The sequence below is a fragment of the Marinimicrobium sp. genome (assembly GCF_002695945.1).
Taxonomy (GTDB): Bacteria; Pseudomonadota; Gammaproteobacteria; order Pseudomonadales; family Cellvibrionaceae; genus Marinimicrobium; species Marinimicrobium koreense.
Map to the genome: position 1 here is coordinate 53,950 of NZ_NZQP01000050.1, position 22,221 is coordinate 76,170.

Below are 22,221 nucleotides of genomic sequence, written 5' to 3' on the forward strand. Positions count from 1 at the left end.
GAGAGCGGCGCCTTCAAGGCGCCGTTCTTCGTCATGGGGCGTCGCCTGGTGCCCGGCTGACAAAAAATAACGCGGATTTTTCGCAACCCGCTTTGAGTCCTGCAGTCAAACCGTTAAAGTACCCCTTCGATGGATGACCTGTGCCCGGACTGACGTTTTGCTGACTTTCTGCTCCCGCCCGATGTCCACTCTGGCCAGTGCCACTGTGGGCGCCTTGCTGCTTTGCTTTGCCCCCCTCCTCTGGGCCGCATCGCCCGACATCCGAATAGAAGGCGGCAGTGATCGCCTGCGCGACAATGTGCGCAGCTTTATCACCATCACCGATGAGCCATGCGACACACCCTTGTGGCGTTTGCGCGCTCGGCTGCGGGAGTTGAGCCGTCAGGTGCAGTCGGCGGCCCAGGCCCTGGGTTACTACCACCTGAGCAGCGAGCATGAACTCAGCCGGGGCGAGGACTGCTGGGCACTGACGCTGACCCTGGAGCCCGGTGAGCCGGTCCGACTGGCGCAGGTGGAGGTGGTCATCAAGGGCGAGGGCGAAAACGACGGGGCGTTTCAGTCCATTCGCAATCAGCCGGGGCTGCGGGTGGGGGATATTCTGGACCACGGCCGGTACGAATCGCTCAAGAGCCGCTTCGGCGTGCTCGCCTCGGCGCGGGGTTATTTCGAGGGACGCTTTGAGCGCTCTCGAGTGGTTGTCGATAAAGACGCGAATACCGCGGATCTGGAACTGATCTACCACACCGGTCCCCGGTATCAGTTTGGCGAGCTTCGCCTTGAGCACGACATCCTCGATGCCTCCTTCATCGAGCGTTATTACACCTTCCAGTCGAGCGAGCCCTATGACACAGAGCCCATGCTCGAGCTGAAGAGCCGGCTCAATGCCAGTGATTACTTTCGCTCGGTTCGGGTCAACCCTCTCCTTCAGGAGCTCGACGGGCAGACGGTGCCGGTGTCGATCGAACTGGAAGGGCGCAAGCGTCACGGCTACTCGATTGGGGCCGGTTATGCCACAGACACCGGACCGCGCCTGCTGCTGGGGTACGAAAACCGCTATGTGAACAACCGGGGCCACGCCTTCAACGCTGATATCAAAGTGTCTGAGGTAGGCACCAATGTGGAGGCGGCCTACAGCATTCCGATGAGTCGGCCCGCCAATGAGCTGGTGCGCCTGTATACCGGCTACCAGAACGAGAAAACCGACAACACCCTCAGCGCCATCAACACCGTGGGTGCCAGCTATACCCGCTCCGAAGAGGACAGTGACTGGCTGCAGACCTACTCGCTCAACTATGAGCGGGAATACTACGAGGTCGGGGGGCAGCCGGAGCAGCGCTCGGACCTGTTGATCCCGGCGTTCAGTCTGTCCCGCACCCGAAGCGACGGCAACAACTACCCGCTCTCGGGCTGGAGCTTTCTGGGGCGGATATCCGGGTCGCCGTCCAGTCTGGGCTCCGACACGAGTTTTGTGCAGCTCTACGCCCGGGTCAAGGGAATCTACGGCATTGGCCCGGGGCGGTTGCTGCTGCGCGCCGAAGGGGGTATCACCGAAGTGGCTGAGTTCAATGACCTGCCCGTATCGCAACGCTTCTTTGCCGGTGGTGATGCCAGCGTGCGCGGTTACGACTACAAGTCTATCGGCCCCGTCGAGCTGAGCGAGGACGATAACGAACCGGTCGTGGTCGGGGGCAATCACCTGTTGACCACCAGTGTGGAATACGACTACCGCATCATGAATAACTGGGCGATCGCCGCCTTTGTGGATCAGGGCAATGCGTTCAACAATTCGGATTTCGATTTCAAACGCAGCGTCGGGTTGGGCGTTCGCTGGATTTCCCCCATTGGCCCGGTGCGGGTGGATTTCGCCCGGGCGCTGGATGACCATGAAGGTTGGCGCCTGCATTTGAGTATGGGGCCGGATCTATGAAGCCCTGGTTCTGGAAGGCATTCAAATACCTGCGCTGGACGCTCTATAGCGTCCTGGCGGTATTGATTCTGCTGTTGGCGCTGGTCACCGCGATCGTGGCGACCGAGCCCGGCAGCCGCTGGGCGCTGAATCAGGTGGCCCAGCGGTTGCCCCTGACCTTTGACCGGATGAGCGGCAACCTGGTTACCGGGCTGGACCTGGGCTGGGTTGAATATCGGCTGGAGGAGCAACATTATCGGATAGAAGATCTGTCCTTCCGCTGGCAACCCCTGGCGTTGCTGTACAGTGCCGTGTCGGTGCAGTCCCTGCGGGCCAGTGCGGTGGAATTACACTTGCCTCCCCCCGCGGAGGAGGCCGCCCCGGAACCGGACGGACCTCGGGAGTGGCCCACCTTGGCGCTGCCGGTGCGGATCGAATTGGGTGGAGTCGACTTGCGCAACATCCGCATCCACCAGCAGGAACAGGTAACCGAGCTCTACGGCATCAGCGGCACGCTCAGTCTGGGAACTTTCAACCTGCGTGTGTGGGATCTTGCCGCGGTGGGGCCGGAGTTCGAGGTGAGACTTAACGGTCGCACAGCACTGCGCTACCCCTATGACTCGAATCTGACGTTGGCCTGGCGCTACACCCTGCCGGAGTTGGGCGAACAGCCCATGACCTTTCGGGGGGAAGCGGATATCGAGGGCGATCTGACCAGCGTCACCGCCGAGCACCGTCTTACCGCACCGGCCACCATGACCAGTGATCTTCGCTTCTGGCCCAACCTGGATGACGAACAAACCCAGCCACAGTTGGTGCTGGATACGCTCTGGCCGGAGCAGCTGTTGCCACCGACACTATTCCCCGCCGACTGGCCGGTGCTGGAAACCGGTGGACGGCTGCAGTTGTCCGGTTGGCTCAACGATTACCATCTGGAGGTCGCCTTCTCTGGCCAGGGGCCGGGCCTTCCGTCGGTGAACGCTCGTGCCAAAGGGCTCGGCAGTCTCGAACACGTGGCTCTGGAAACTCTGGCCATTGACCTGCACGACGGAGGGCTGAATGCCAGCGGCACACTGCGCTGGGCGCCGCAACTGGAATGGGATGTGGGCGTTGAGTTCCAGAAAATAAATCCCGCCGAACTGCCGGTGCCAGCCCTCGCCGGTTGGCCCGGAGAGATAGAGGGGCAGTTCAATAGCGAGGGGCAGCAGGTAGATGGCGACCTGCGCGCCTCCGTAACCGACCTCAATGTCGCCGGCCAGTTGCGCGCCATGGCGTTGCTATTGCGTGGCGATATCGATGTGGAACAGGGGCGACTGCTGACCCGGGAGCTCAGGCTGGCGCTCGGGGCCAATCAGATGGTCCTGAACGGGGCCCTGGGGGAGCAGCTCGACCTTCAGGCGCAAGTGCAGGCGCCCATTCTCTCGCAGCTGGACCCCGCCCTTCAGGGAAGCCTGAATGCGGACATGACGCTGAGCGGACCGATGAAAGACCCCCAAGGCGAGGTGACCTTGAACGGTCAGTCCCTGGCCTGGACGGACTATCAGGTGGGCCAGTTGGACCTTAGCCTGGCGCGCACCGGTGGTGACTTCAACGCACAGTTGAGCGCTTCGGATTTGACGCTGGCGGGGCAGTCGCTTGAAACGATATCGCTGGAGGGCCGGGGACGGGTGCAAGAGCACCAGTTGGATCTGGCTCTGGTTTCCGAACATTGGGGCAGCGCCGCCGCATCCCTGTCCGGTGGTTACAGTGAGGAGCGCTGGGAAGGGGCTTTGACCCGCATGGATCTGGAGCCCCCCGACCCCCTGCTGTGGGAGCTCGATCGCCCGGCCCCTCTGGTGCTGTCGGCCCGCGAGGTGGTCGTTCAGTCGCTCTGTCTGAGCCCGGTGCCGCGTTGGCAGCGTCGGGAAGGGGTTGCCGCCACCGAGGCGCCGGAAGGGCGGATCTGCCTGGATGGACAGTGGCAACCGGATGGCGGCGCCAGTGCCCTGGCGCTGGTTGAGGGATTGCCGCTTCGACTGGCGCAGCGTTGGCTGGAGCCCGAAGTATCGCTTGAGGGCACCCTGGAAGGCCGGCTGGAGTTGCTGATGCCGGCCTCGGGGGCTGCCAATGCCCGGCTGAGACTGGAAACCCGAGAGGGGGCTTTGCGCTATCAGTTCGGCGAAGATGATGAGGAGGTCTACCCCTGGCAGACCACCCGTCTGGAGGCNGACTGGCAGAATCAGAAAGTCGAGGCATTGCTGGAGAGCGACTGGGGCGAGATTGGGCGCATCCAGGCGAAGGCCGACTGGGCCACGGATAGNGGCNCTCTNGAGGGAACCCTGCAGGCGGGNATNGACTCCCTGACGCCGCTTGAGGCTCTGGTGCCACAGTTGCAGGATGTGGCGGGCCGTCTGTCGGCGGATATGACGCTGGGAGGACGNGTCAGTCAGCCGTTGTTGACCGGTGAGATCACTCTGCGCGAGGGCGCCGCCAAGGTACCGGCGGTGGGGCTGAACCTGCAGGGATTGCAGCTCTCGGCGCGCGCCATGGAGCAGCAGTTGGCGCTGCAGGGGCAGGTGACCTCTGGCGACGGACAGTTGCGGCTCGAGGGCAGGGTCGAGAATCCGTGGAGAGCGGATCGACAGGTAACCGCTCAGTTGACCGGCGATCGCTTTCAGGCGCTCAACACCCGGGAGCTGCTGGTACTGCTGAGCCCGGATTTACAACTGACCATGAACCGCGAGCGCATTGACCTCAGCGGCGATGCGGTGATCCCCAAGGCGCTGGCGAAATTCAAATCCCTGCCGGAATCGGCGACGCGGGTGTCGGACGATGTGGTCCTGAAGGATCGCAATGGCAATGGCGATGAACCGACAGGTCCCCAGTTGTTCGTGGACCTGAATCTGGCCCTGGGCGATGACGTGCGTTTTGAGGGGTTCGGCCTGACCGCCCGTCTGTCCGGTGAGCTGCAGGTACTGCAAAACCCTGAACGGGGGNTGCTCACCGTGGGTGAGGTCGGAGTGGCCGAGGGGCGCTATAAGGCCTATGGCCAGGACCTGGACATCGAAAGGGGCCGCTTGATCTTCCAGGGGCCCTACGACAATCCGGGGCTGGACNTTCGCGCTACCCGCGAAGCGGATGAAGTGACCGCGGGCCTGGAAATTGGCGGCACCTTGCAGAGGCCCCGCAGCCGCGTATTTTCCACCCCATCACTGCCGGACAGTGAAGCCATGGCGATACTGCTGACCGGCAAGTCCCTCAACAGCTCCTCCTCGGCGGATGCTTCCATGCTGATCAATGCCATCGGCGGACTGGGGCTTGAGCGCAGTGGCTTCATCACCGCCGAAATCGCCGAGACCTTCAGCCTCGACGAGTTTCGGATTCAGCCCGAAGATGACGTCACCGAGAGCTCGCTGCACATTGGCAAATACCTGACGCCGCGACTGTTTGTCCGCTACGTTGTCGGGCTGTTCGACCAGACCAACAGTCTGGGACTGCGCTATGAGATTACCGAAGAGTTGCGGTTGGAAGCTGAGTCCGGGGTCACCCAGAGCGTGGACATGATCTACAAATTCGAACGCTAGAATTGGCTGCATGGACCGTTAGCGCAGGGACGCCACCGTCTCGCGCAAAAACGCCTCCGCATCGGCGGCGTTGATCGGGCGGCTGAACAGGTAGCCCTGTATGTCGTGACAGCCGAGACGGCGCAGAAATTCCCGCTGNGCCTGGGTTTCCACCCCTTCGGCGATGACACGCANGCCCAGGCTCTGGGCCAGGGTGATGATGGTACTGATGATCACCCGGTCGTCGTTGTCACTGGTAATGTCGCGGACAAACGACTGATCGATTTTCAGCTTGCTGATCTTGAACCGCTTCAGNTANCTCAGNGANGAGTAGCCGGTACCNAAGTCATCAATGGACAGGCTGATGCCGGCCCCATGGAGGCGGTTGATCATGGTGACCGCCCGCTCGGGATCATCCATGGTGATGCTCTCGGTCAATTCCAGCTCCAGGTATTCCGGTGGCAGGGCNGCATCGTCCAGAATGCTCAANACCATNTCTGGCAGGTTNGGCTGNTGGAANTGGGCCGCNGANAGGTTGATGGCAATTTTCGGCGGNGCGATGCCGGCATCGATCCAGCGTCTCANNTGCTGNGTGGCCTCGCGCANCACCCACTCNCCAATGGGCACGATCAANCCACTGCTCTCGGCNATGGGAATGAATTCCGCCGGGGATACCCGGCCCAGGTCGGGGTGGTTCCAGCGCAGNAGCGCNTCAAAACCGATGATGGTGCTGGTGTGCAATTCCTGTTGAGGCTGGTAGTACAGCTCGAACTGATTGTGCTCCAATGCCTGGCGCAAGGCATTTTCCACTCGCATCAGCCGGACGTAATGGGTCTGCAGTTCGGGCGTGAAAAAACTGTAGGTGTTGCGGCCCTTCTGTTTGGCCCGGTACATGGCGATATCGGCATTGGTGTACAGCTCACTCAGATGGGTGCCGTCTTCGGGGTACAGGGCGATGCCCACCGAGCTGGTAACCGAAAGATCGTAGCCGTCAATACGGAAGGGGCGGTTCAGTAGCGATAACAGTTTCTGGGCGGCATGAGCGGCGCCGCTGGCATCGGTGGCGGGCAGCAGCAGAATGAACTCGTCGCCGCCGGGGCGGGCGAAGGTGTCTTCCTCGCGCACCATTCCCTGCAGNCGATCGGCAAAGGCCTGNAGCAGGCGNTCGCCGGCCTTGTGNCCCAGNGAGTCGTTGATGTTCTTGAAGTTGTCCAGNTCCAGAAACAGCAGNGCCAGCGNATCGTGGTTGCGCTGTGCGATNCTCAGGGCAAAGGNGGCGCGCTCTTCCAGNAGGGAGCGGTTGGGCAGGTTGGTCAGNGGGTCGTAGTAGGCCAGNCGGTGNATCTCTTCCTGGTCCTCTTTCAGCCGNCTGATGTCACTGACAATACCGATGTAATAGGTNGGCACGCCATCGTCGGTGGTGATCTGGCTGATGCTCAACCACTCCGGATAGATCTCNCCGTTCTTGCGCCGGTTCCANACNTCGCCCTGCCAGAANCCGCGGCGGGTGATGTCNTGCCACATTTCCNGGTAGAANGCNTGATCGTGACGNCCGGAGGCGAGNATTTTNGGGGNNTGNCCCANNGCCTCTTCCTCGGTGTAGCCGGTGATNCGGGTNAANGCGTTATTGATCATGACGATTTTCTGCTCGGCATCGGTGATCAACACCCCTTCACTGCNGCGCTCAAATACCTTGGCCGCCAGCTCCAGCTGCGCNTCGCTCTGNACCTGCTGGNTNATATCAATGTGGGTGCCNACNGTNATGCCCCGCAACTCNCCCTCTTCGTTGCGCAGGGACTGCCCCCGGGACAGNACCCACACCCAGTGGCCATCGGCGTGNNTCATCCGGAAGCGGTTTTCGTAGGTGCCCTCGGCGCCCTGGTCGATGTAGTCCTTGAANACNGCGACGGCGTTGGCGCGGTCCTCGGGGTGGATCANTTCGGCCCAGNCCTNNGTCAGGTTNGGGCGGCCGTCCNTNGGGTAGTCGCTCAGGTAGCGNCCCAGCATGGAAAANTATTCCGGACTGCACTCCAGGTAATCGTCGGCGTGGAAGTATTCCCAGGCACCGGTATTGGAGGCGGCGATCAACGAACGGTAGCGGTCCAGACTGGTCAACAGCTCGTCGGTGCGGTTGGCCACTTCGCGCTCCAGGTGGCGCTTGTGCCAGCGCAGTTCGAGCAGAACCTTGGCGAGGTAGCCCAGTAGCAGAGGGAGGAGCAGAACAGTCCCCCAGGCCATGAAGTACCAGGAACCCTGAAGCCAACCGCGGGCCGGGGCAATGGAGAGTACCCAGGGGTTGTTGGGCACCTCGATGCGCTGTTCCACCGGCTGATTCAGCGGTTGAGGCGCATTGCCCGAGATGTTGGCGGGCTCACCGGGGGGCGGCTCCAGGCGTTTCAACTCATAGTGGTACCCCTGGCGCTCCAGCTCGTCGAGCCGGGCGACCTCAAGCAGGCGGTCCAACCTCAGGGTCACGTTGGCAAAGCCCCAGAACGCGCCATTAACCGTCACGGGATAGCGAGCGACTATGCCGTCCATGCCCTGGACCAGGCGCAAGGGGCCGGCCACTCTCAACTCGTTGTCTTCGAGGGTCAGCCGACTCTCCCGTCCCTGCTCGGGATCGGCAAGCTGATTGAAGCCGAGTGCCGCCCGGTTGTCCTCGAGCGGGCTCACATAGCGAATGATGCCCCCCGGCGACAGGGACAGGCTCTGAACATCCGGGTAGTGTTGCAGCATGTCCTCGGTCACGGTCTGAAACCGCTCCCCCACATTGCGGACGTTGCGCACGTAGGTGGCCAGGGTGTAGGCCGCCGAGAGCGAATGGCGCAGGTTGGCCTCAATGATTCGGGCGTGGTTGGCCGCCAGGGTGCTGGCGAGCAGTCGCTGCTCGCGAATCAGGGAGTCTCGCTCCTTGCTCATCCAGGCGATGGTCAGCGCGCCGCTGGCAATCAGGGTCACCAGTGCCACAATCCAACTGAGGGTTTTGGGGTGGCGCTGTTCAAGGGAGCGAAAATTCATGGGTAGCCGTGGGTAACCCTGGTGGGGGATGCGTCGGTCATACTGGCGAGTATAGCGGCAACGGCGCCGGTTTGGCCAAGTATTCGAGTCGAGAGGCTGAGCGACGCTTTGCTATGATGGCCGCCGATTCTGCAAGTGGGAGCGTCATCATGATCGATATTGGAGTGAATCTGACCTCGGGCCGTTTCAACAAGGACCGCGAGCAGGTGCTGGAGAGCGCCTGGGCGCAGGGCATCAATGCGCTGATCATTACCGGCACCTCGGTGGCGGGCAGCCGGGACGCGGCGGCGCTGGCGGCGTCGGATAGCCGGCGATTGTTCGCGACGGCCGGGGTGCACCCACATGAGGCGAAAACCTGGGATGAGGCGGCCGCGCAGCAGCTCCGGACTCTGGTACAGCAGCCCCAGGTGGTGGCGATAGGGGAGTGTGGGTTGGACTTCAACCGTGATTTCTCCCCTCGCCCCGATCAGTTGGCCTGCTTTGAAGCGCAATTGGCATTGGCGGCGGACGTCGGCAAACCCGTATTTCTGCATCAGCGGGATGCTCACGCGGCGTTTATGCCCATTCTTCGTCGCTACCGGGATCAACTGCCGGGAGCCGTAGTGCACTGCTTTACCGGTACGGGGGACGAGTTGGAGGATTATCTGTCACTGGATTGCCATGTCGGCGTGACCGGTTGGGTGTGTGATGAAAAGCGCGGTGGCGAGTTGCGCGAACTGGTGAGCCGGATTCCGGCCGATCGCCTGTTGGTGGAAACCGATGCTCCCTACCTGACGCCTCACAATCTGCCCAAAAAACCCAAAGGCAATCGCAACGAGCCGGCGTTTCTGACTTATGTGATCGAGAAGATTGCACAGTGCCGCAACGAATCGTTTGAAGCCCTGGCGGAAACAACGGCTTACAACGCGGAGAAATTTTTCCAGTTGCCCCGGAACTGAGTCCGTCCGGTCGCGTAGGGCGGGTAAGGCCAAAGGCCGCACCCGCCGCAACAAAAGGCTCACCTACGGCACCCAGCGGTGCCGCTCAACAATACCTTACCAGACCTGAGGCGGCGTATCCGGATTGATCACCTCTTCGGATACACCGCTGCCGAGTTGGACCTCATCTTCGTTGATGTTGCCGCCGTCAATAAAAATCGCACCGGAGTACCGGCCCTCAACCCGCAGCGGGCCGCCGCTGACATTATCACTCAGGCTGACGTTATTGAGATGCACCTCGTAGGCATCATCAATGGTCATGGCCAGGGAGTCCGACTCAATGGAGACGTTTTCCATCTTCAGGTTTTTCATGCGCACGATACGCGCACCCATTTCAGCATTCTTCACCGTGACATTGGTCAGGGTCACATCCTCCACCCATTTTTCGGGCAGGCCAATCAGTGAAATGGCGGTGGGCACACCGTCAATCGATACGTCACTGATATGGATGTTGCGGGCGGTCGGAGCCACGCCCATGGCCTCCGGGCCGGTATAGAAGCTGTTGAAATTGATCGCTTCATAGGTGATGTTCTTCATCACCACGTCGCGCACAAAAATGTTCTCGATCACATTGCCCCGGCCGCGCTCGGTCTTGAACCGGATGCCGCGATCCGCACCGTCAAAGTAAGCGTCGTGCACGTAGACATTGCGAATACCACCCGAGGTTTCGCTACCGAATACCACACCACCACTGCCGGTGCGCACATTTTTCGCTTCGAAATGACGAACGACGACGTTTTCCGTGGGGATGTTGATTTTCAGGGCCTCTTCATTGAAGCCGGATTTCAGCACCACCGCATCGTCACCGGTCTGGAAGTGGTTGTACTCGATCAGGACATTTTTCGAGGAGTCCACGACCACGCCGTCGCCATTGGGGGCGCGCAGGCTATCAATGCGCACGTCGCGAACAATGATGTTCTCGCTGTAAATCAGGTGCACATTCCACATCGGTGAGTCGAGCAGCTTCACGCCCTCTACCAGAATATCCTCGGACTCCCAGAACACCATAAAGCTCGGGCGCATGCCTTCTTTCTCGGCGCCCTTACCCCAGTCGCGGCGTGACAGGGGCACCTGGGTGGCGATACCACGAGGCGGTGGGCCGTACTCTTCGAACCACTCCCACCAGTGGTCGCCCTGAGCGTTCAGAAGGCCTTTGCCAGTGATGGCCACGTTTCTGACGTTGGCCGCATAAATCATCGGTGCATAGTTGTAGGCTTCGACGCCCTCGTGCCGTTGGTGCACCACCGGCAGGTAGTCGTCTTTATCGGTGCTGAACAGCACCTCGGCCCCTTCTTCCAGGTGCAGGTTGATGTTGGATTTGAGGTGCAGTGAGCCACTGAGCCACTTGCCTTTGGGGATCAGCACCCGGCCGCCGCCAGCACTGTGGGCCGCTTCAATGGCCTGGTGCACGGCATCGGTAATCTGGTTCCGACGATCATTGGACATTTCGCGCGCGCCAAAGTCGCGAATGTTGAACGTCCGGTCGGGAAAGCTGGGNCGCTCGAGNTGAGGCATNTCAAANGGCGGNCTCAGNGGCGCAATNTCNTGNGGGACNGGGCCCATCTGGGCNGCCAGNGGCAGGCTGATGGCGGCCAGTACACCGGCTACCAGCCAGGTATGCAGACGCCGCAGTGGCCTCCGCTGATGTTCTGTTGTTGATGAATGCATAGGTTACTCCCGGTTAAACAACCCTATGGTTGGCTGNTTTTGGTTATTGGCNTAGCGTACNCCCTGTGCGGGCGANCCCGGAGGCTCTCACTTCCNCCGGGANNNGGGATATTAGCACTTTTGATGGGNGCTGTTGACCGNNCGGNCGNNTCGNCNGAGGTTAAGTTGTGTCAAAAACGCCACANGCGAGTGATCANCATGGCCGCCGCGCAGGACAGCCCGACAATCAGCGCCAGCCAGAAACCGTCGGCTCCCTGNGCCGGNACCAACCANTCGGTAAAGGTCAGCACATAGCCCAGGGGCAGACAGATNCCCCAGAAGGACAGCAGCATGATCAGCANGGGCAGGCGGGTGTCCTTGTAGCCGCGCAACGCGCTGATGGCGGTCACCTGAAGAATATCCGCGAGCTGGAANATGGCGGCAAACACCAGCAGCTGTGTGGCCACCGCAATCACCNCNGAATCGCTGGTGTACAGGGATACCAGTAGATGCCGGCCCAGTAGCACGATGGGCATATGAATCAGGGCGATGGTCAGCCCCAGAAGNAGCGTACTGCGCGCCAGCAGCCGGGCGGTGCCCGGGGTGCCGGCGCCGACCAGAAANCTCACCCGCAGGGTCAGCGCCATNCCCAGNCTCAGGGGCACCATAAAGAGCACCGAGGTGATGTTGAGCACGATCTGGTGACCNGCCACCACAATGGCCCCCAGCGGTGCCAGAAACAGGGCGATNACACCGAACATGCTCACCTCCACAAACATGCTGGCCCCGATGGGCAGCCCCAGTTTGAGCAGTGAGCGAATGCGGCGCCAACTGGGGGCCACCCAGTCNGCCAGCAGATGATAGGCNCGGTAATAGCGGCTGAAATTCAGATAGCCAAGCATCACCAGAGCCGCCGCGGTGTTGGAGATGGCCGTGGCCCANCCGCAACCCACGCCACCNAGCTCCGGCGCGCCCAGTTTGCCGTAAATCAGGATGTAGTTGAGCGGCAGGTTGATCAGGGTCGANATCAGCGAGATCACCATGATCACGCGNGTNTGNCCCAGNCCNTCGGTNAGNCCGCGCAGTGAGGTAATCAGCAGGAGCCCGGGCACCCCCCAGACAAAGGCCTGCAGATAGCCCTGGGTGACCGCCGAAGTGACCTCGTCCAGCCCCAGTAGCGGCATCAGGGGGCCGGCACTGAGCANCAGNCCGGCCATCAGCACCATNGACACCANNGCGATGTACAGNCCCTGCCAGGTGACCGGCATGATCTGGTCCTGNTGNCCNGCGCCCCGNTGNCCGGAGATGGTGGGCTGTTGGGCNCTCANCACNCCGTAGAAGAACAGNAGCAGGGGCATCCAGAGGCTGCTGCCGATGCCCACCGCCGCGAGATCCTCGGCGCTGTAGTGGCCNGCCATGATGGTNTCGATNACGCCGTTGGCCATCTGNGCCAGTTGGGCGACCAGAATGGGGCCNCCGAGCAGNGCCAGGGTNTTCCACTCGGTCAATATCTGGGCNACGCGGCCACCACTGGGNCGNGTGGGCAGTGGCTGGTGGTGTTCGTCCATCGGGACAGCATTCCTGATTCATNACAACGGGCGCATCACTATACCCGAGTTGCACGCCGGTTTGGCAAAAGCCCTTGACCTTGGATGGGCAGGCGCCACAATAGGCCGGCATTCGGTGGCCGGTCGGTATCACGTTGGATTGCGGCGGATGCGCGCTTCGCGCTTATCCGCCCTACGCGGGTCTATACCGCTGCGCTCCGCCGTTCCCCAATCCGCGATGATCCATCAAATCGGAGCTCAATCTTGGCCAGCAAATCCAAAACCAAAACCGCCTACGTGTGCAACGAGTGCGGCGCCGACTTCACCAAATGGCAGGGCCAGTGCAGCGAATGCGGCACCTGGAACAGCCTGTCGGAAGTGCGCCTCGGGCCCACCCCGAGCAACCGCAGCGCCCGCTTTGAGGGCTATGCGGGGGCGCCCGCGGGAGAAGTGCAGACCCTGGCCGAGATCAGCCTGGAAGANCTGCCGCGCCTGAGNTCCGGGGCCGGGGAGTTCGANCGGGTNCTGGGCGGTGGTTTTGTGGCCGGCTCGGTGGTGCTGATTGGTGGTCATCCGGGCGCAGGGAAGAGTACCCTGCTGCTGCAGACCCTGTGCCATCTGGCCGGGCAGATGCCGGCGCTGTATGTAACCGGCGAGGAGTCCCTGCAGCAGGTGGCCATGCGCGCCCAGCGCCTGGGGGTGCCCACGGACAAGCTGCAGATGCTGAGCGAGACCAACGTCGAGAGCATTTGCGCCACGGCCCAGAAGATTGCGCCCAAAGTGATGGTGGTGGACTCCATCCAGGTGGTGCATATGAGCGATATCCAGTCCNCGCCCGGGTCCGTCTCCCAGGTGCGGGAAAGTGCGGCTTACCTGACCCGGTTTGCCAAGCAGACCGGTACCGTGGTGATTCTGGTCGGGCACGTGACCAAGGACGGCTCCCTGGCCGGGCCCAAGGTGCTGGAGCATATGATTGACTGCTCCATTCTGCTGGAGGGCGACAATGACTCGCGCTTTCGCACCCTGCGGGGCAACAAAAACCGCTTCGGGGCGGTGAACGAGCTGGGGGTGTTCGCCATGACCGAACAGGGCATGAAAGCGGTGAACAACCCCTCGGCCATCTTTCTCCAGCGCGCCGATGAGATCGCCTCCGGCTCGGTGGTGATGGTGATGTGGGAGGGCACCCGTCCGCTGCTGGTGGAAATTCAGGCGCTGGTCGATGACAGCCATACCGGCAACCCTCGCCGGGTCGCGGTGGGGCTGGATCAGAACCGGCTGGCCATGCTGCTGGCTGTGTTGCACCGTCACGGCGGCATCATGATGGCGGATCAGGATGTGTTTGTGAACGTGGTCGGCGGCGTGCGGGTGATGGAAACCAGNGCGGACCTGGCGCTNTTGTTGGCGATTGTGTCCAGTTTCCGCGATCGCGCCCTGCCGGANGACCTGATGGTNTTCGGTGAAGTGGGCTTGTCCGGGGAGATCCGCCCGGTGCCCAGNGGCCAGGAGCGGCTGCGCGAGGCGGCCAAGCACGGGTTCAGAAANGCGATNGTGCCCAAGGGGAATGCGCCNCGCGAAAAAAAAGANGGCCTGGAAGTGATCGCTGTGCGCTCTTTGGCCGAAGCACTGGATGCGATNGAATAGNGCCTGNGCGGTNGATGACGGCCTGNGGCCTTNTGNCACCCNNCNNNTNCGCGGCACCGAACCACGCGGCACTGATTTATACACTATAGTTTCTNAAGCCGGTGTGACCTGACACCGAACACCTAAGATTCAAAGGCATACCGGTTCTCCCTCGCATCGACACCCGGTGTCGATTTTCACTTGCATAAGGAGGACACGTGGCAAAGCGTTCATCGCAATTCTTGGGGGCCACTGCGCTCACGGCGGCCAGTCTGATTCTGCCCGCTACCGCACTCGCGGAAAACACCTTCTCGGCCGGCGTCTGGGGCACCTACGCCTACCTGCCGGACGACGATACCAGCCAGGACACCTGGGGCGCCTTCGAAGGTGAAGCCCTGATCCTGTACGCTGACGGCAACGCCGAGCCGGGCGAGGGGCGCTGGCTCTACTCGGCGGAAATGCGCCTGGGCCCGGGCAGCTTCACCGATCCGGCCAACAACTCCACCGGCGATCAATTCACGCTGCACAAGGCCTGGGTGGGCTGGCAGTTGGATGATGATCATGTGGTCAAGGTCGGTAAGAGTCAGGTGCCTTTCGGTTGGAAGACCGTCAACTTCTGGCCCGGCGACGTGCTGCTGGCCGGCTTTGGCGATCAGATGGACGTCGGGTTCAAACTCTCCGGCGAACGCGATGCCTGGCGCTACGATGCGGCGTTGTACCTGGCCGATGACTGGGGTGGCACCAGCACCGATACCGTGGATGATAACGGCCACTGGGGTAGCTCAACGACTTTCCGGAAAGTGCAGACCTGGGTCGGCAATGTCGAGTACGAGTGGGTGGAAAACCACTCCATTGGTCTTTCACTGCAGAGCGGCAAGCTGCAGGATCTGACCGGGCTTGGCAACAACGGTGTGGATGGTAGCCATGACGCTGCGGTGTTGCATTATCAGGGGCGCTTCGACGCCTTCTACGCCAAAGCCTCCTACATCACCATGTCCCGGGATTTGCCGTCGCTCTACCGGGACGATGCCGGCCTGCCGGGCACCATTGAAAACCAGCGCGTGGCGGTGGAGCTTGGCTACGATGTCGGCCCCTGGTCCTATTACATCGACCTGAGCAATGCCAACCCAGACACCGCGGGCAGCTCCGCTGGCCGGGTCAATGCCATTGCGCCCGGATTACGCTATGACTACGGCCCCGGTTGGGTGTATGTCGAATACCTGACGCAAGACGGTTTCGTTGACCGCAATGGCCAGGTCGGCGAGGGCGACTTCGATGCGCTGTATGTCTCGTTGGATTTCTACCTGTAAGTTCGTTCATTTGTAAATTCACATTCTCAAGCTAGGGGTTACCATGGCTGACGATAACACCAAACCTGAGCGGGCATCCGCAATTCCCGAGGGTGCCCAGGATGCTCTGCCGAGCTGGATAAAAATCAATCCGCCCGTATTCGTGGGCTCGGCCGTCTTATGTCTGCTGTTTGTTTTGGGCACGATCATCGCGCCGGAAATGGCGGGCAAACTGTTTACCAGTGTGCAGAATTGGGTGGTCAACACGGCCGGCTGGTTTTATGTGCTTGCTGTGGCTCTATTTCTGATCTTTGTCGTGGTCTTGGCGATGTCGAGCTACGGGAAAATCAAACTGGGGCCCGATCACAGCGAACCGGATTACACCTACATGTCCTGGTTTGCCATGCTGTTCTCGGCCGGTATGGGCATCGGCCTGATGTTCTTTGGTGTGGCGGAGCCGGTCATGCACCTGATGAGTCCGCCGGTGGGGGATGAAGCCACGGCGGAGGCTGCACGGGAAGCAATGCGGATTACCTTTTTTCACTGGGGTATGCACGCCTGGGCAATTTATGCCGTGGTGGCATTGTCGCTTGCCTACTTTGCCTTCCGGCAGAATCTCCCGTTGACTATCCGCTCGGCGTTGTATCCGCTGATCGGTGAGCGAATTTATGGGCCAATTGGTCACGCAGTGGACATCTTCGCAGTGCTCGGCACGCTGTTTGGTGTTGCCACCTCCCTGGGCCTGGGGGTAATGCAGATCAACTCCGGCCTCAACTATCTGTTCGATGTGCCCAGTAGCGTCGGTGTACAGATTCTGTTGATCGCCGGGGTCACCGGGCTCGCCACCATTTCAGTGGTGTTGGGACTGGATGGCGGCATCCGCCGGATCTCCGAGCTCAACCTGATTCTTGCGGTCATACTGGTGCTCTTTGTACTCTTCGCCGGCCCCACGCTGTATCTGTTACAAACCTTTGTGCAGAACACCGGTTACTATATTTCCCGCCTGGTGGACACTACCTTCAACCTCAACGCCTATGAACCCAAAGGCTGGCTGGGCGGTTGGACGCTCTTCTACTGGGGCTGGTGGATCGCCTGGTCGCCCTTTGTCGGCATGTTCATTGCCCGGGTTTCGCGGGGACGCACCATTCGGGANTTTGTNACCGGCGTGCTGTTTGTACCGGTCGGCTTTACCTTCATGTGGATGACCTTTTTCGGCAACACCGGTATTCACATGATCATGGAGCAGGGTATCACCCAACTGTCGGACGCCGTCGCCGCCGACTCGTCGGTCGCGCTGTTCCAGTTCTTTGAGTACCTGCCGCTGACCACTATTGCCTCGATGATTGCCACCGTTCTGGTTGTCACTTTCTTTGTCACCTCNTCGGACTCCGGTTCGCTGGTGGTCGACATGCTGACCTCCGGTGGCACCGACGATGATTCACCCGTNTGGCAGCGCATATTCTGGTCGGTCACCGAGGGTGTCATTGCCGCAGCCCTTCTGCTCGCCGGGGGACTGAGTGCACTCCAGACGGCCACCATTGCCAGCGCGTTGCCCTTCACCATCATCATGCTCTTGATGTGTTGGGGGCTGTTGCGCGCACTGCGGCTGGAAATTTTCAAACGTACCAGCCTCAAAGAAGCCATGTTGGCACCCAGGGTGTCTTCACAGTCTGACTCTTGGCAGCGTCGCCTCGCCCGGGTGATCCGTCATCCGAAGCGCCAGGATGTGCTGACCTTCATCAATGATACGGTGCACCCGGCCCTGGGTGAGGTCTGCAAAGAGTTTGAAAAACAGTCCCTGAGTGCCCGGGTCGTCCAGGACGACAATGACCGCTGCTGGATCGAAGTCTCTCACGGTGAGGAGATGGACTTTTTCTATTCGGTGCATGCCCGGCCCTATACACCGCCGACCTTTGTGATGAGCGATGTTCGCACCAAGCGCGGCGAGCAACTTCGCTACTACCGGGCGGAGGTCTATTTGCGTGAAGGCGGACAGGATTACGATGTCATGGGCTGGACTCGCGAACAGATCATTGCCGATGTGATTGATCAGTACGAAAAACACATGCACTTCCTGCAAAGCGTTCGCTAGTGTTCGCCCCGGGCCTTTAAAGGCCCAAGGATTTTCACGCCGNTTCCGAATCGGGGCGGCGTGAAAATTTTCCTTCCCTGTTAACCACCCCACATTGTCGATAATTCCTGGCATGGATTGTCACGACTGACTGGCGTTGCGGCGTTTAGCCGCTAATATGCGCCGGACATTTTCGGTCGTGATCGACAGGGTGAAATACATGGCGACAATAACAATAATCCGCTGGCACCACCTGGCAGCCATCGCCGTCGGCGGTGGTTGTCTGGGTGTGTTTCCAGCGCTTTCTCATGCACATGTCAAATGGTTCTCGGAGCCCGTGGCAGAGCCGGCGCCGGCGTTGCCGGACAGCACCACCGTGGTAGTGCTCTGCGTTCTGGTTGCGGTGGGTACCTTACTGGCAAAAGCGGTGGACCTGTTGAGCCGGGCCTATTCCCTGACGCCGCGCTGCCTTTGCAGCCGCTCCACAGGCCCGCTGCGGCTTGTGTACTATCTGATCGCCGGCTATTTTCTCGGCGCCGCCCTGACCGGAACGTTTCTGGTGCCTCACCTTCATGTTGCCGAACCCTTGTTGACCTTGGGGGTGGCGGCGCAGCTGGTGGTTTATAGCGCCTTGTTGCTCGAACGGGGTCGGGCGCTGTGTGCTTCTCTGATTGTGATGTTGTTTGTCATCGCCGGTCTGCACGATCCGCTCTTTGTCATGGAATATCCGGTGCTGTTGGGCTTGGCGTGGGTGGTACTGTTCGCTGATAAAACGCCCACGCCGCTGGGCATTTTTCTGGTCCGCTGTCTGCTCGGTGCCTCACTGATCAGTCTGGCTTTTACCGAAAAACTGCATAATCCCGCGCGAGCCATCGCGCTTCTGGATCATTACTCGCTCAATTTTATGAGTGAGTTGGGGCTGGCGTACAGTGACCGTTTGTTTGTCTACTCGGCCGGAGTGGTGGAGTTGCTTATTGGGGTGGTTTTTCTGAGCGGCTGGGTGACCCGGCTGACGATTGGCGTTCTGTTCGCTTTTATGGTGGCCACCAACAGTTACTTTTTCTGGATCGGAGAGTACCGCATGGCGATGATCGAACTGGTCGGACACCTGCCGATCTTTGCCTGTGGAATATTGTTACTGTTTTACCATCCGGTCAGTGAAAAAACAGGGGCTTCCGTCAGCCATCCGGGCGCGCCAGCAAGAGCGTCAGAAGCACCTGGTCGACCTCGCTGAGCGGGCGGTACTCCACCCCCGCCGCCANTCCGCTATCGGTTTCCTGGCAGTGCACCAGAGTTCCGCGCAAACGGACCAGTTTGCGGGACTGGTACGCCAGTACGTCGGATACGTCTGGTGAATCAAAGTCTTCCAGCTCGATGGTCAGTGTGATTTCTTCCCCCTCGTCCAGAGGTAACGTCTCCTGAAGGTTGAGGCGTGCCCCGTTGAATGACATATCCACCACTTCGACCGAGCAGCAACGGTTGGCNTGTGCCACCCGGGCTATGGCTCGAACCGGGTGACGAGTGTGCTCGCGACGTTCTGGGGGCGCCATAGCGGGCATGGTGGCATCCTCGAAGTACCGACGGGTTCAGGGTTGTTGACTGGGGGCGATGAGCTCGCACAACTCCCGTTCCATGGCGTCCGAATTTCCGATGTTGAGCTCAATCAGACGACGCAAGTGCTGTATGCTCTCCAGATCAATGGATTGGCACTCCAGGCCCAGCCGGCCCGATTCCTGATGGGCCACACGGCCCTGCATGAAAATATCGATCTGGTCGCTCAGGTGGATATCCACGGAAATGGGGGTGTCGATTTGGACCGAGTGGCTGGCGGGCCATTCAAACAAAGCGCCTTTCAACGACAGGTCCAACACCTCGGCTTCAAAGGTGTCGGAGCCAATGGTCAGTTGTGCGGGAGCATTGAAATGAATGCGGCTGAACGGGCGTCGCTCCTGATGTTGCGGCATACCGGNCCTCACTGACGGGGTTATCCCCTAAGTGTAGTCGTTTTTTGATTGGCCACAAGGGGTGTTTGCGCCGGATGATACCGGTTACCTATAATCGGACTCCCGATAATGAACGACGAGCCCCTGTTATGACGCAGTTTCGAATCGGTATTGATCTCGGTGGTACCAAAACCGAGGTGATTCTTCTCAATGGTGACAGTGACACGCTGTTCCGCACCCGTATTCCCACGGTCAAGGGGGATTATCAGGCGACGCTGTCCGCCATAGCCGATCTGGTGGCGCAAGCGGAGGCGCAGGTCGACCTGCAGGGGTTGCCGGTCGGGGTGGGGATTCCCGGGTCGGTTTCCCGAAAGACCGGGAAAGTGAAAAATGCCAACTCGACCTGGTTGAATGGGCAACCGCTGCATGCGGACCTGTCCCGACGGCTCGAGCGCGATGTCAAAGTGGTCAATGATGCCAACTGCCTGGCGGTGTCCGAGGCCACCGATGGTGCCGCTGCCGGATACGAGTGGACCTTCGCGGCGATTCTGGGCACTGGATGCGGCGCCGGTCTGGCCTGGCGTGGACAGGCCGTGGTAGGGCCCAATGGTGTTGCCGGGGAGTGGGGGCACAACCCGCTGCCCTGGACATCGGACACCGAGTTGCAGTCCCGCCGCTGTTACTGTGGCCGCTTTGGCTGTCAGGAGACTTTTCTCTCGGGGACGGGGCTGTGTCTGTCCTATGAGCGGATGACCGGAGAGGCGCTCACTGGGCAGCTCATTGCGGAACGGGCCGGGTCGGGTGAGCGTGCGGCGGTGACGGTGGTGAATCACTATCTGGATGGATTGGCGCGCGGGCTGGCGGCGGTGATCAACGTGNTGGACCCGGACGTGATCGTGCTTGGAGGAGGTGTGTCCAATCTTTCGGTGATCTACGAGCGAATGCCCGAGTTGCTACCGCGCTATGTGTTTGGAGGGGAGTGCGACACGCCGGTGGTGCAGGCCGTGCACGGGGATTCCAGTGGTGTGAGAGGGGCCGCCTGGTTGAACCCCGTCGTGTCATGATGGGTAACCAGGCGGACGCGCTTTATCCAGATAAGCTGAAGCGGTTTATTCAAATAAGCTGAAGCTCTCTACCCAAACAGGTTGAAGCTCTCAACATTCAGCCACAGGTGGACAAAAATACTGGCGATGTAACCCAGGGCGATCACCGGGGTCCACTTCAGGTGGCCGAAGAAGGTGTAGGCACCGCGGGCCTGCCCCATCAGTGCCACGCCGGCGGCGGAACCGATCGACANCATGCTCCCGCCGGTGCCCGCCGTCAGGGTGATCAGCAACCACTGGCCGTGGGACATTTCCGGCTCCATGGTCAGCACCGCGAACATCACCGGAATGTTATCAATCAGTGCCGAGGCGACACCCAGCGTCACGTTGGCGAAAGTCGGGCCCCAGCCGTTGTAGAGAATGTCGGACATCATCGCCAGGTAGCCCATAAAGCCCAGGCCGCCCACACACATCACCACGCCGTAGAAAAACAGCAGGGTATCCCATTCCGCGCGGGCCACCCGGTTGAACACATCGAAAGGCACCACACTCCCCAGTCGACGCAGGGCGGCCTCGTCACCCGCGCGTTCGGCGAGCGCCCGTTTGCGGGCGAGGGAGCCGGGCAGGGTGCGGCGCAGGAAGTAACCGAAGAACTGCAGATAGCCCAGGCCCATCATCATGCCGGCGACCGGGGGCAGGTGCAGGAAGGTGTGGCAGGCCACGGCGGTGGCGACGGTAAACAGGAACAGCGTCATGATGCGCAGGGCGCCGCGCTTCAGCTCCACCTCTTCCACCACCGCGTGGGGTTTGCGGTTCTCGACAAAGAAACTCATGATCAGCGCCGGGATACCGTAATTCACCAGTGCGGGAATAAACAGCGAGAAGAACTCCTGGAACTGGACGATGCCGGCCTGCCAGACCATCAGGGTGGTGATGTCGCCGAAGGGGCTGAAGGCACCGCCGGCGTTGGCGGCGATGACAATATTGATACAGCACAGATTGATGAAACGGTTGTCGTCCGGGGCCATTTTGGTGACCACGGCACACATCAGCAGAGCCGTGGTCAGGTTGTCGGCAATGGGCGAGATCAGGAAAGACAGTATCCCGGTCATCCAGAACAGCGTTTTGTAGTTGAAGCCTTTGCGCACCATCCAAGCCCTGAGAACATCGAACAGGCGCCGCTCTTCCAGAGCGTTGATGTAGGTCATGGCCACCAGCAGGAACAGCATCAACTCAGCAAATTCCAGCAGGGTATGACGGAAAGCAGACTCGGACTCGGAGGACATGCCGCCCTGCACATACACCCAGCCAATCATCATCCAGATGATACCGGCNGCCACCAGNACCGGNTTGGATTTACGCAGNTGCAGTTTTTCTTCGCCCATNACCAGCAGNTAGGCAATGACGAAGACGGTCAGGGCNACATAGCCGACACCGCTGTCGGTNAGATNCATNCTGCCGACGGCNGCNAATGTCTGNGGNCTGAATAGCGCGAGCAAAACGCCCGCTAATACCGAAGTAAGCGCGAATGTTTGGGGCATTGTGAATTCCGTGTTGTGAGAGTCGGAAANGANTNACCGAGGGCGGNTTAACGCGGGCGNGATANTACCATAACGTC

The 22,221-nt window shown here is 60.7% G+C and carries 14 protein-coding genes; 8 read left to right on the forward strand and 6 right to left on the reverse strand.

Features of this window, described 5'->3' with window-relative positions; all coding sequences use genetic code 11:
- The first annotated feature begins 157 nt into the window (after positions 1–157).
- Both CMG77_RS11370 and CMG77_RS11375 read left to right on the forward strand, forming a co-directional pair.
- Entirely contained in the window at positions 158–1,927 is a 1,770-nt protein-coding gene (locus tag CMG77_RS11370; RefSeq protein ID WP_286805034.1) for an autotransporter assembly complex protein TamA, read from the forward strand.
- Positions 1,924–5,469: a translocation/assembly module TamB domain-containing protein gene (locus tag CMG77_RS11375; protein WP_286904521.1), complete on the forward strand. Its 3,546-nt coding sequence runs from the start codon at positions 1,924–1,926 to the stop codon at positions 5,467–5,469. The genes CMG77_RS11370 and CMG77_RS11375 overlap by 4 nt, the downstream gene beginning before the upstream one ends.
- An 18-nt stretch (positions 5,470–5,487) precedes the next feature.
- On the opposite strand, the gene CMG77_RS11380 is transcribed toward CMG77_RS11375, so the two are convergent.
- On the reverse strand, positions 5,488–8,466 hold the full coding sequence (locus CMG77_RS11380) for an EAL domain-containing protein (RefSeq protein ID WP_286904523.1): 2,979 nt from the start codon (positions 8,464–8,466) through the stop codon (positions 5,488–5,490).
- A gap of 149 nt (positions 8,467–8,615) precedes the next feature.
- Here CMG77_RS11380 and CMG77_RS11385 point away from each other — a divergent pair, with 149 nt between their 5' ends.
- A complete protein-coding gene (locus CMG77_RS11385) occupies positions 8,616–9,404 on the forward strand; it encodes a TatD family hydrolase (protein WP_123639171.1) in 789 nt (262 codons plus the stop codon).
- Between the two features lie 96 nt (positions 9,405–9,500).
- Here the strand turns inward: CMG77_RS11385 and CMG77_RS11390 are convergent, their stop codons facing one another.
- Positions 9,501–11,111, reverse strand: a complete 1,611-nt coding sequence (locus CMG77_RS11390; protein ID WP_502691871.1) for a glycoside hydrolase family 28 protein — start codon at positions 11,109–11,111, stop codon at positions 9,501–9,503.
- A gap of 170 nt (positions 11,112–11,281) precedes the next feature.
- On the reverse strand, positions 11,282–12,658 hold the full coding sequence (locus CMG77_RS11395) for an MATE family efflux transporter (RefSeq protein ID WP_286904527.1): 1,377 nt from the start codon (positions 12,656–12,658) through the stop codon (positions 11,282–11,284).
- A 243-nt stretch (positions 12,659–12,901) separates the two neighbouring features.
- Between CMG77_RS11395 and radA the strand changes: the two genes are divergently transcribed.
- The 4 genes from radA to CMG77_RS11415 all read left to right on the forward strand — a co-directional run bounded on the left by radA (position 12,902) and on the right by CMG77_RS11415 (position 18,851).
- A complete protein-coding gene (gene radA / locus CMG77_RS11400) occupies positions 12,902–14,278 on the forward strand; it encodes a DNA repair protein RadA (RefSeq protein ID WP_286904528.1) in 1,377 nt (458 codons plus the stop codon).
- A gap of 197 nt (positions 14,279–14,475) precedes the next feature.
- Positions 14,476–15,567 (forward strand): porin, encoded by a 1,092-nt coding sequence (locus CMG77_RS11405; protein WP_286904529.1) that lies wholly within the window; start codon positions 14,476–14,478, stop codon positions 15,565–15,567.
- Between the two features lie 43 nt (positions 15,568–15,610).
- Complete coding sequence (locus CMG77_RS11410) at positions 15,611–17,638, forward strand: BCCT family transporter (protein WP_286904530.1); 2,028 nt, start codon at positions 15,611–15,613, stop codon at positions 17,636–17,638.
- Positions 17,639–17,837: 199 nt separating this feature from the next.
- Positions 17,838–18,851, forward strand: a complete 1,014-nt coding sequence (locus CMG77_RS11415; RefSeq protein WP_286804464.1) for a DoxX family protein — start codon at positions 17,838–17,840, stop codon at positions 18,849–18,851.
- On the opposite strand, the gene CMG77_RS11420 is transcribed toward CMG77_RS11415, so the two are convergent.
- Both CMG77_RS11420 and CMG77_RS11425 read right to left on the reverse strand, forming a co-directional pair.
- Positions 18,796–19,176 carry a PilZ domain-containing protein gene (locus tag CMG77_RS11420; protein WP_286904531.1) on the reverse strand — a complete coding sequence of 127 codons (381 nt, stop codon included), beginning with the start codon at positions 19,174–19,176 and terminating at the stop codon, positions 18,796–18,798. The genes CMG77_RS11415 and CMG77_RS11420 overlap by 56 nt on opposite strands.
- 27 nt (positions 19,177–19,203) lie before the next feature.
- Entirely contained in the window at positions 19,204–19,581 is a 378-nt protein-coding gene (locus CMG77_RS11425; RefSeq protein ID WP_123639165.1) for a PilZ domain-containing protein, read from the reverse strand.
- A 128-nt stretch (positions 19,582–19,709) separates the two neighbouring features.
- On the opposite strand from CMG77_RS11425, the gene CMG77_RS11430 reads away from it, so the two are divergent.
- Complete coding sequence (locus tag CMG77_RS11430; RefSeq protein WP_286904533.1) at positions 19,710–20,624, forward strand: ROK family protein; 915 nt, start codon at positions 19,710–19,712, stop codon at positions 20,622–20,624.
- Between the two features lie 68 nt (positions 20,625–20,692).
- Here the strand turns inward: CMG77_RS11430 and nhaD are convergent, their stop codons facing one another.
- Positions 20,693–22,144 (reverse strand): sodium:proton antiporter NhaD, encoded by a 1,452-nt coding sequence (nhaD, locus tag CMG77_RS11435; RefSeq protein WP_353743484.1) that lies wholly within the window; start codon positions 22,142–22,144, stop codon positions 20,693–20,695.
- Between the last annotated feature and the right edge of the window lie 77 nt (positions 22,145–22,221).

What these genes read in the sequence shown, in the direction of transcription:
- CMG77_RS11425 (WP_123639165.1), bottom strand. Translation starts at nt 19,581, where the DNA reads ATGCCGCAACATCAGGAGCGACGCCCGTTCAGCCGCATTCATTTCAAT.
- CMG77_RS11385 (WP_123639171.1), top strand. Translation starts at nt 8,616, where the DNA reads ATGATCGATATTGGAGTGAATCTGACCTCGGGCCGTTTCAACAAGGAC.
- CMG77_RS11415 (WP_286804464.1), top strand. Translation starts at nt 17,838, where the DNA reads ATGGCGACAATAACAATAATCCGCTGGCACCACCTGGCAGCCATCGCC.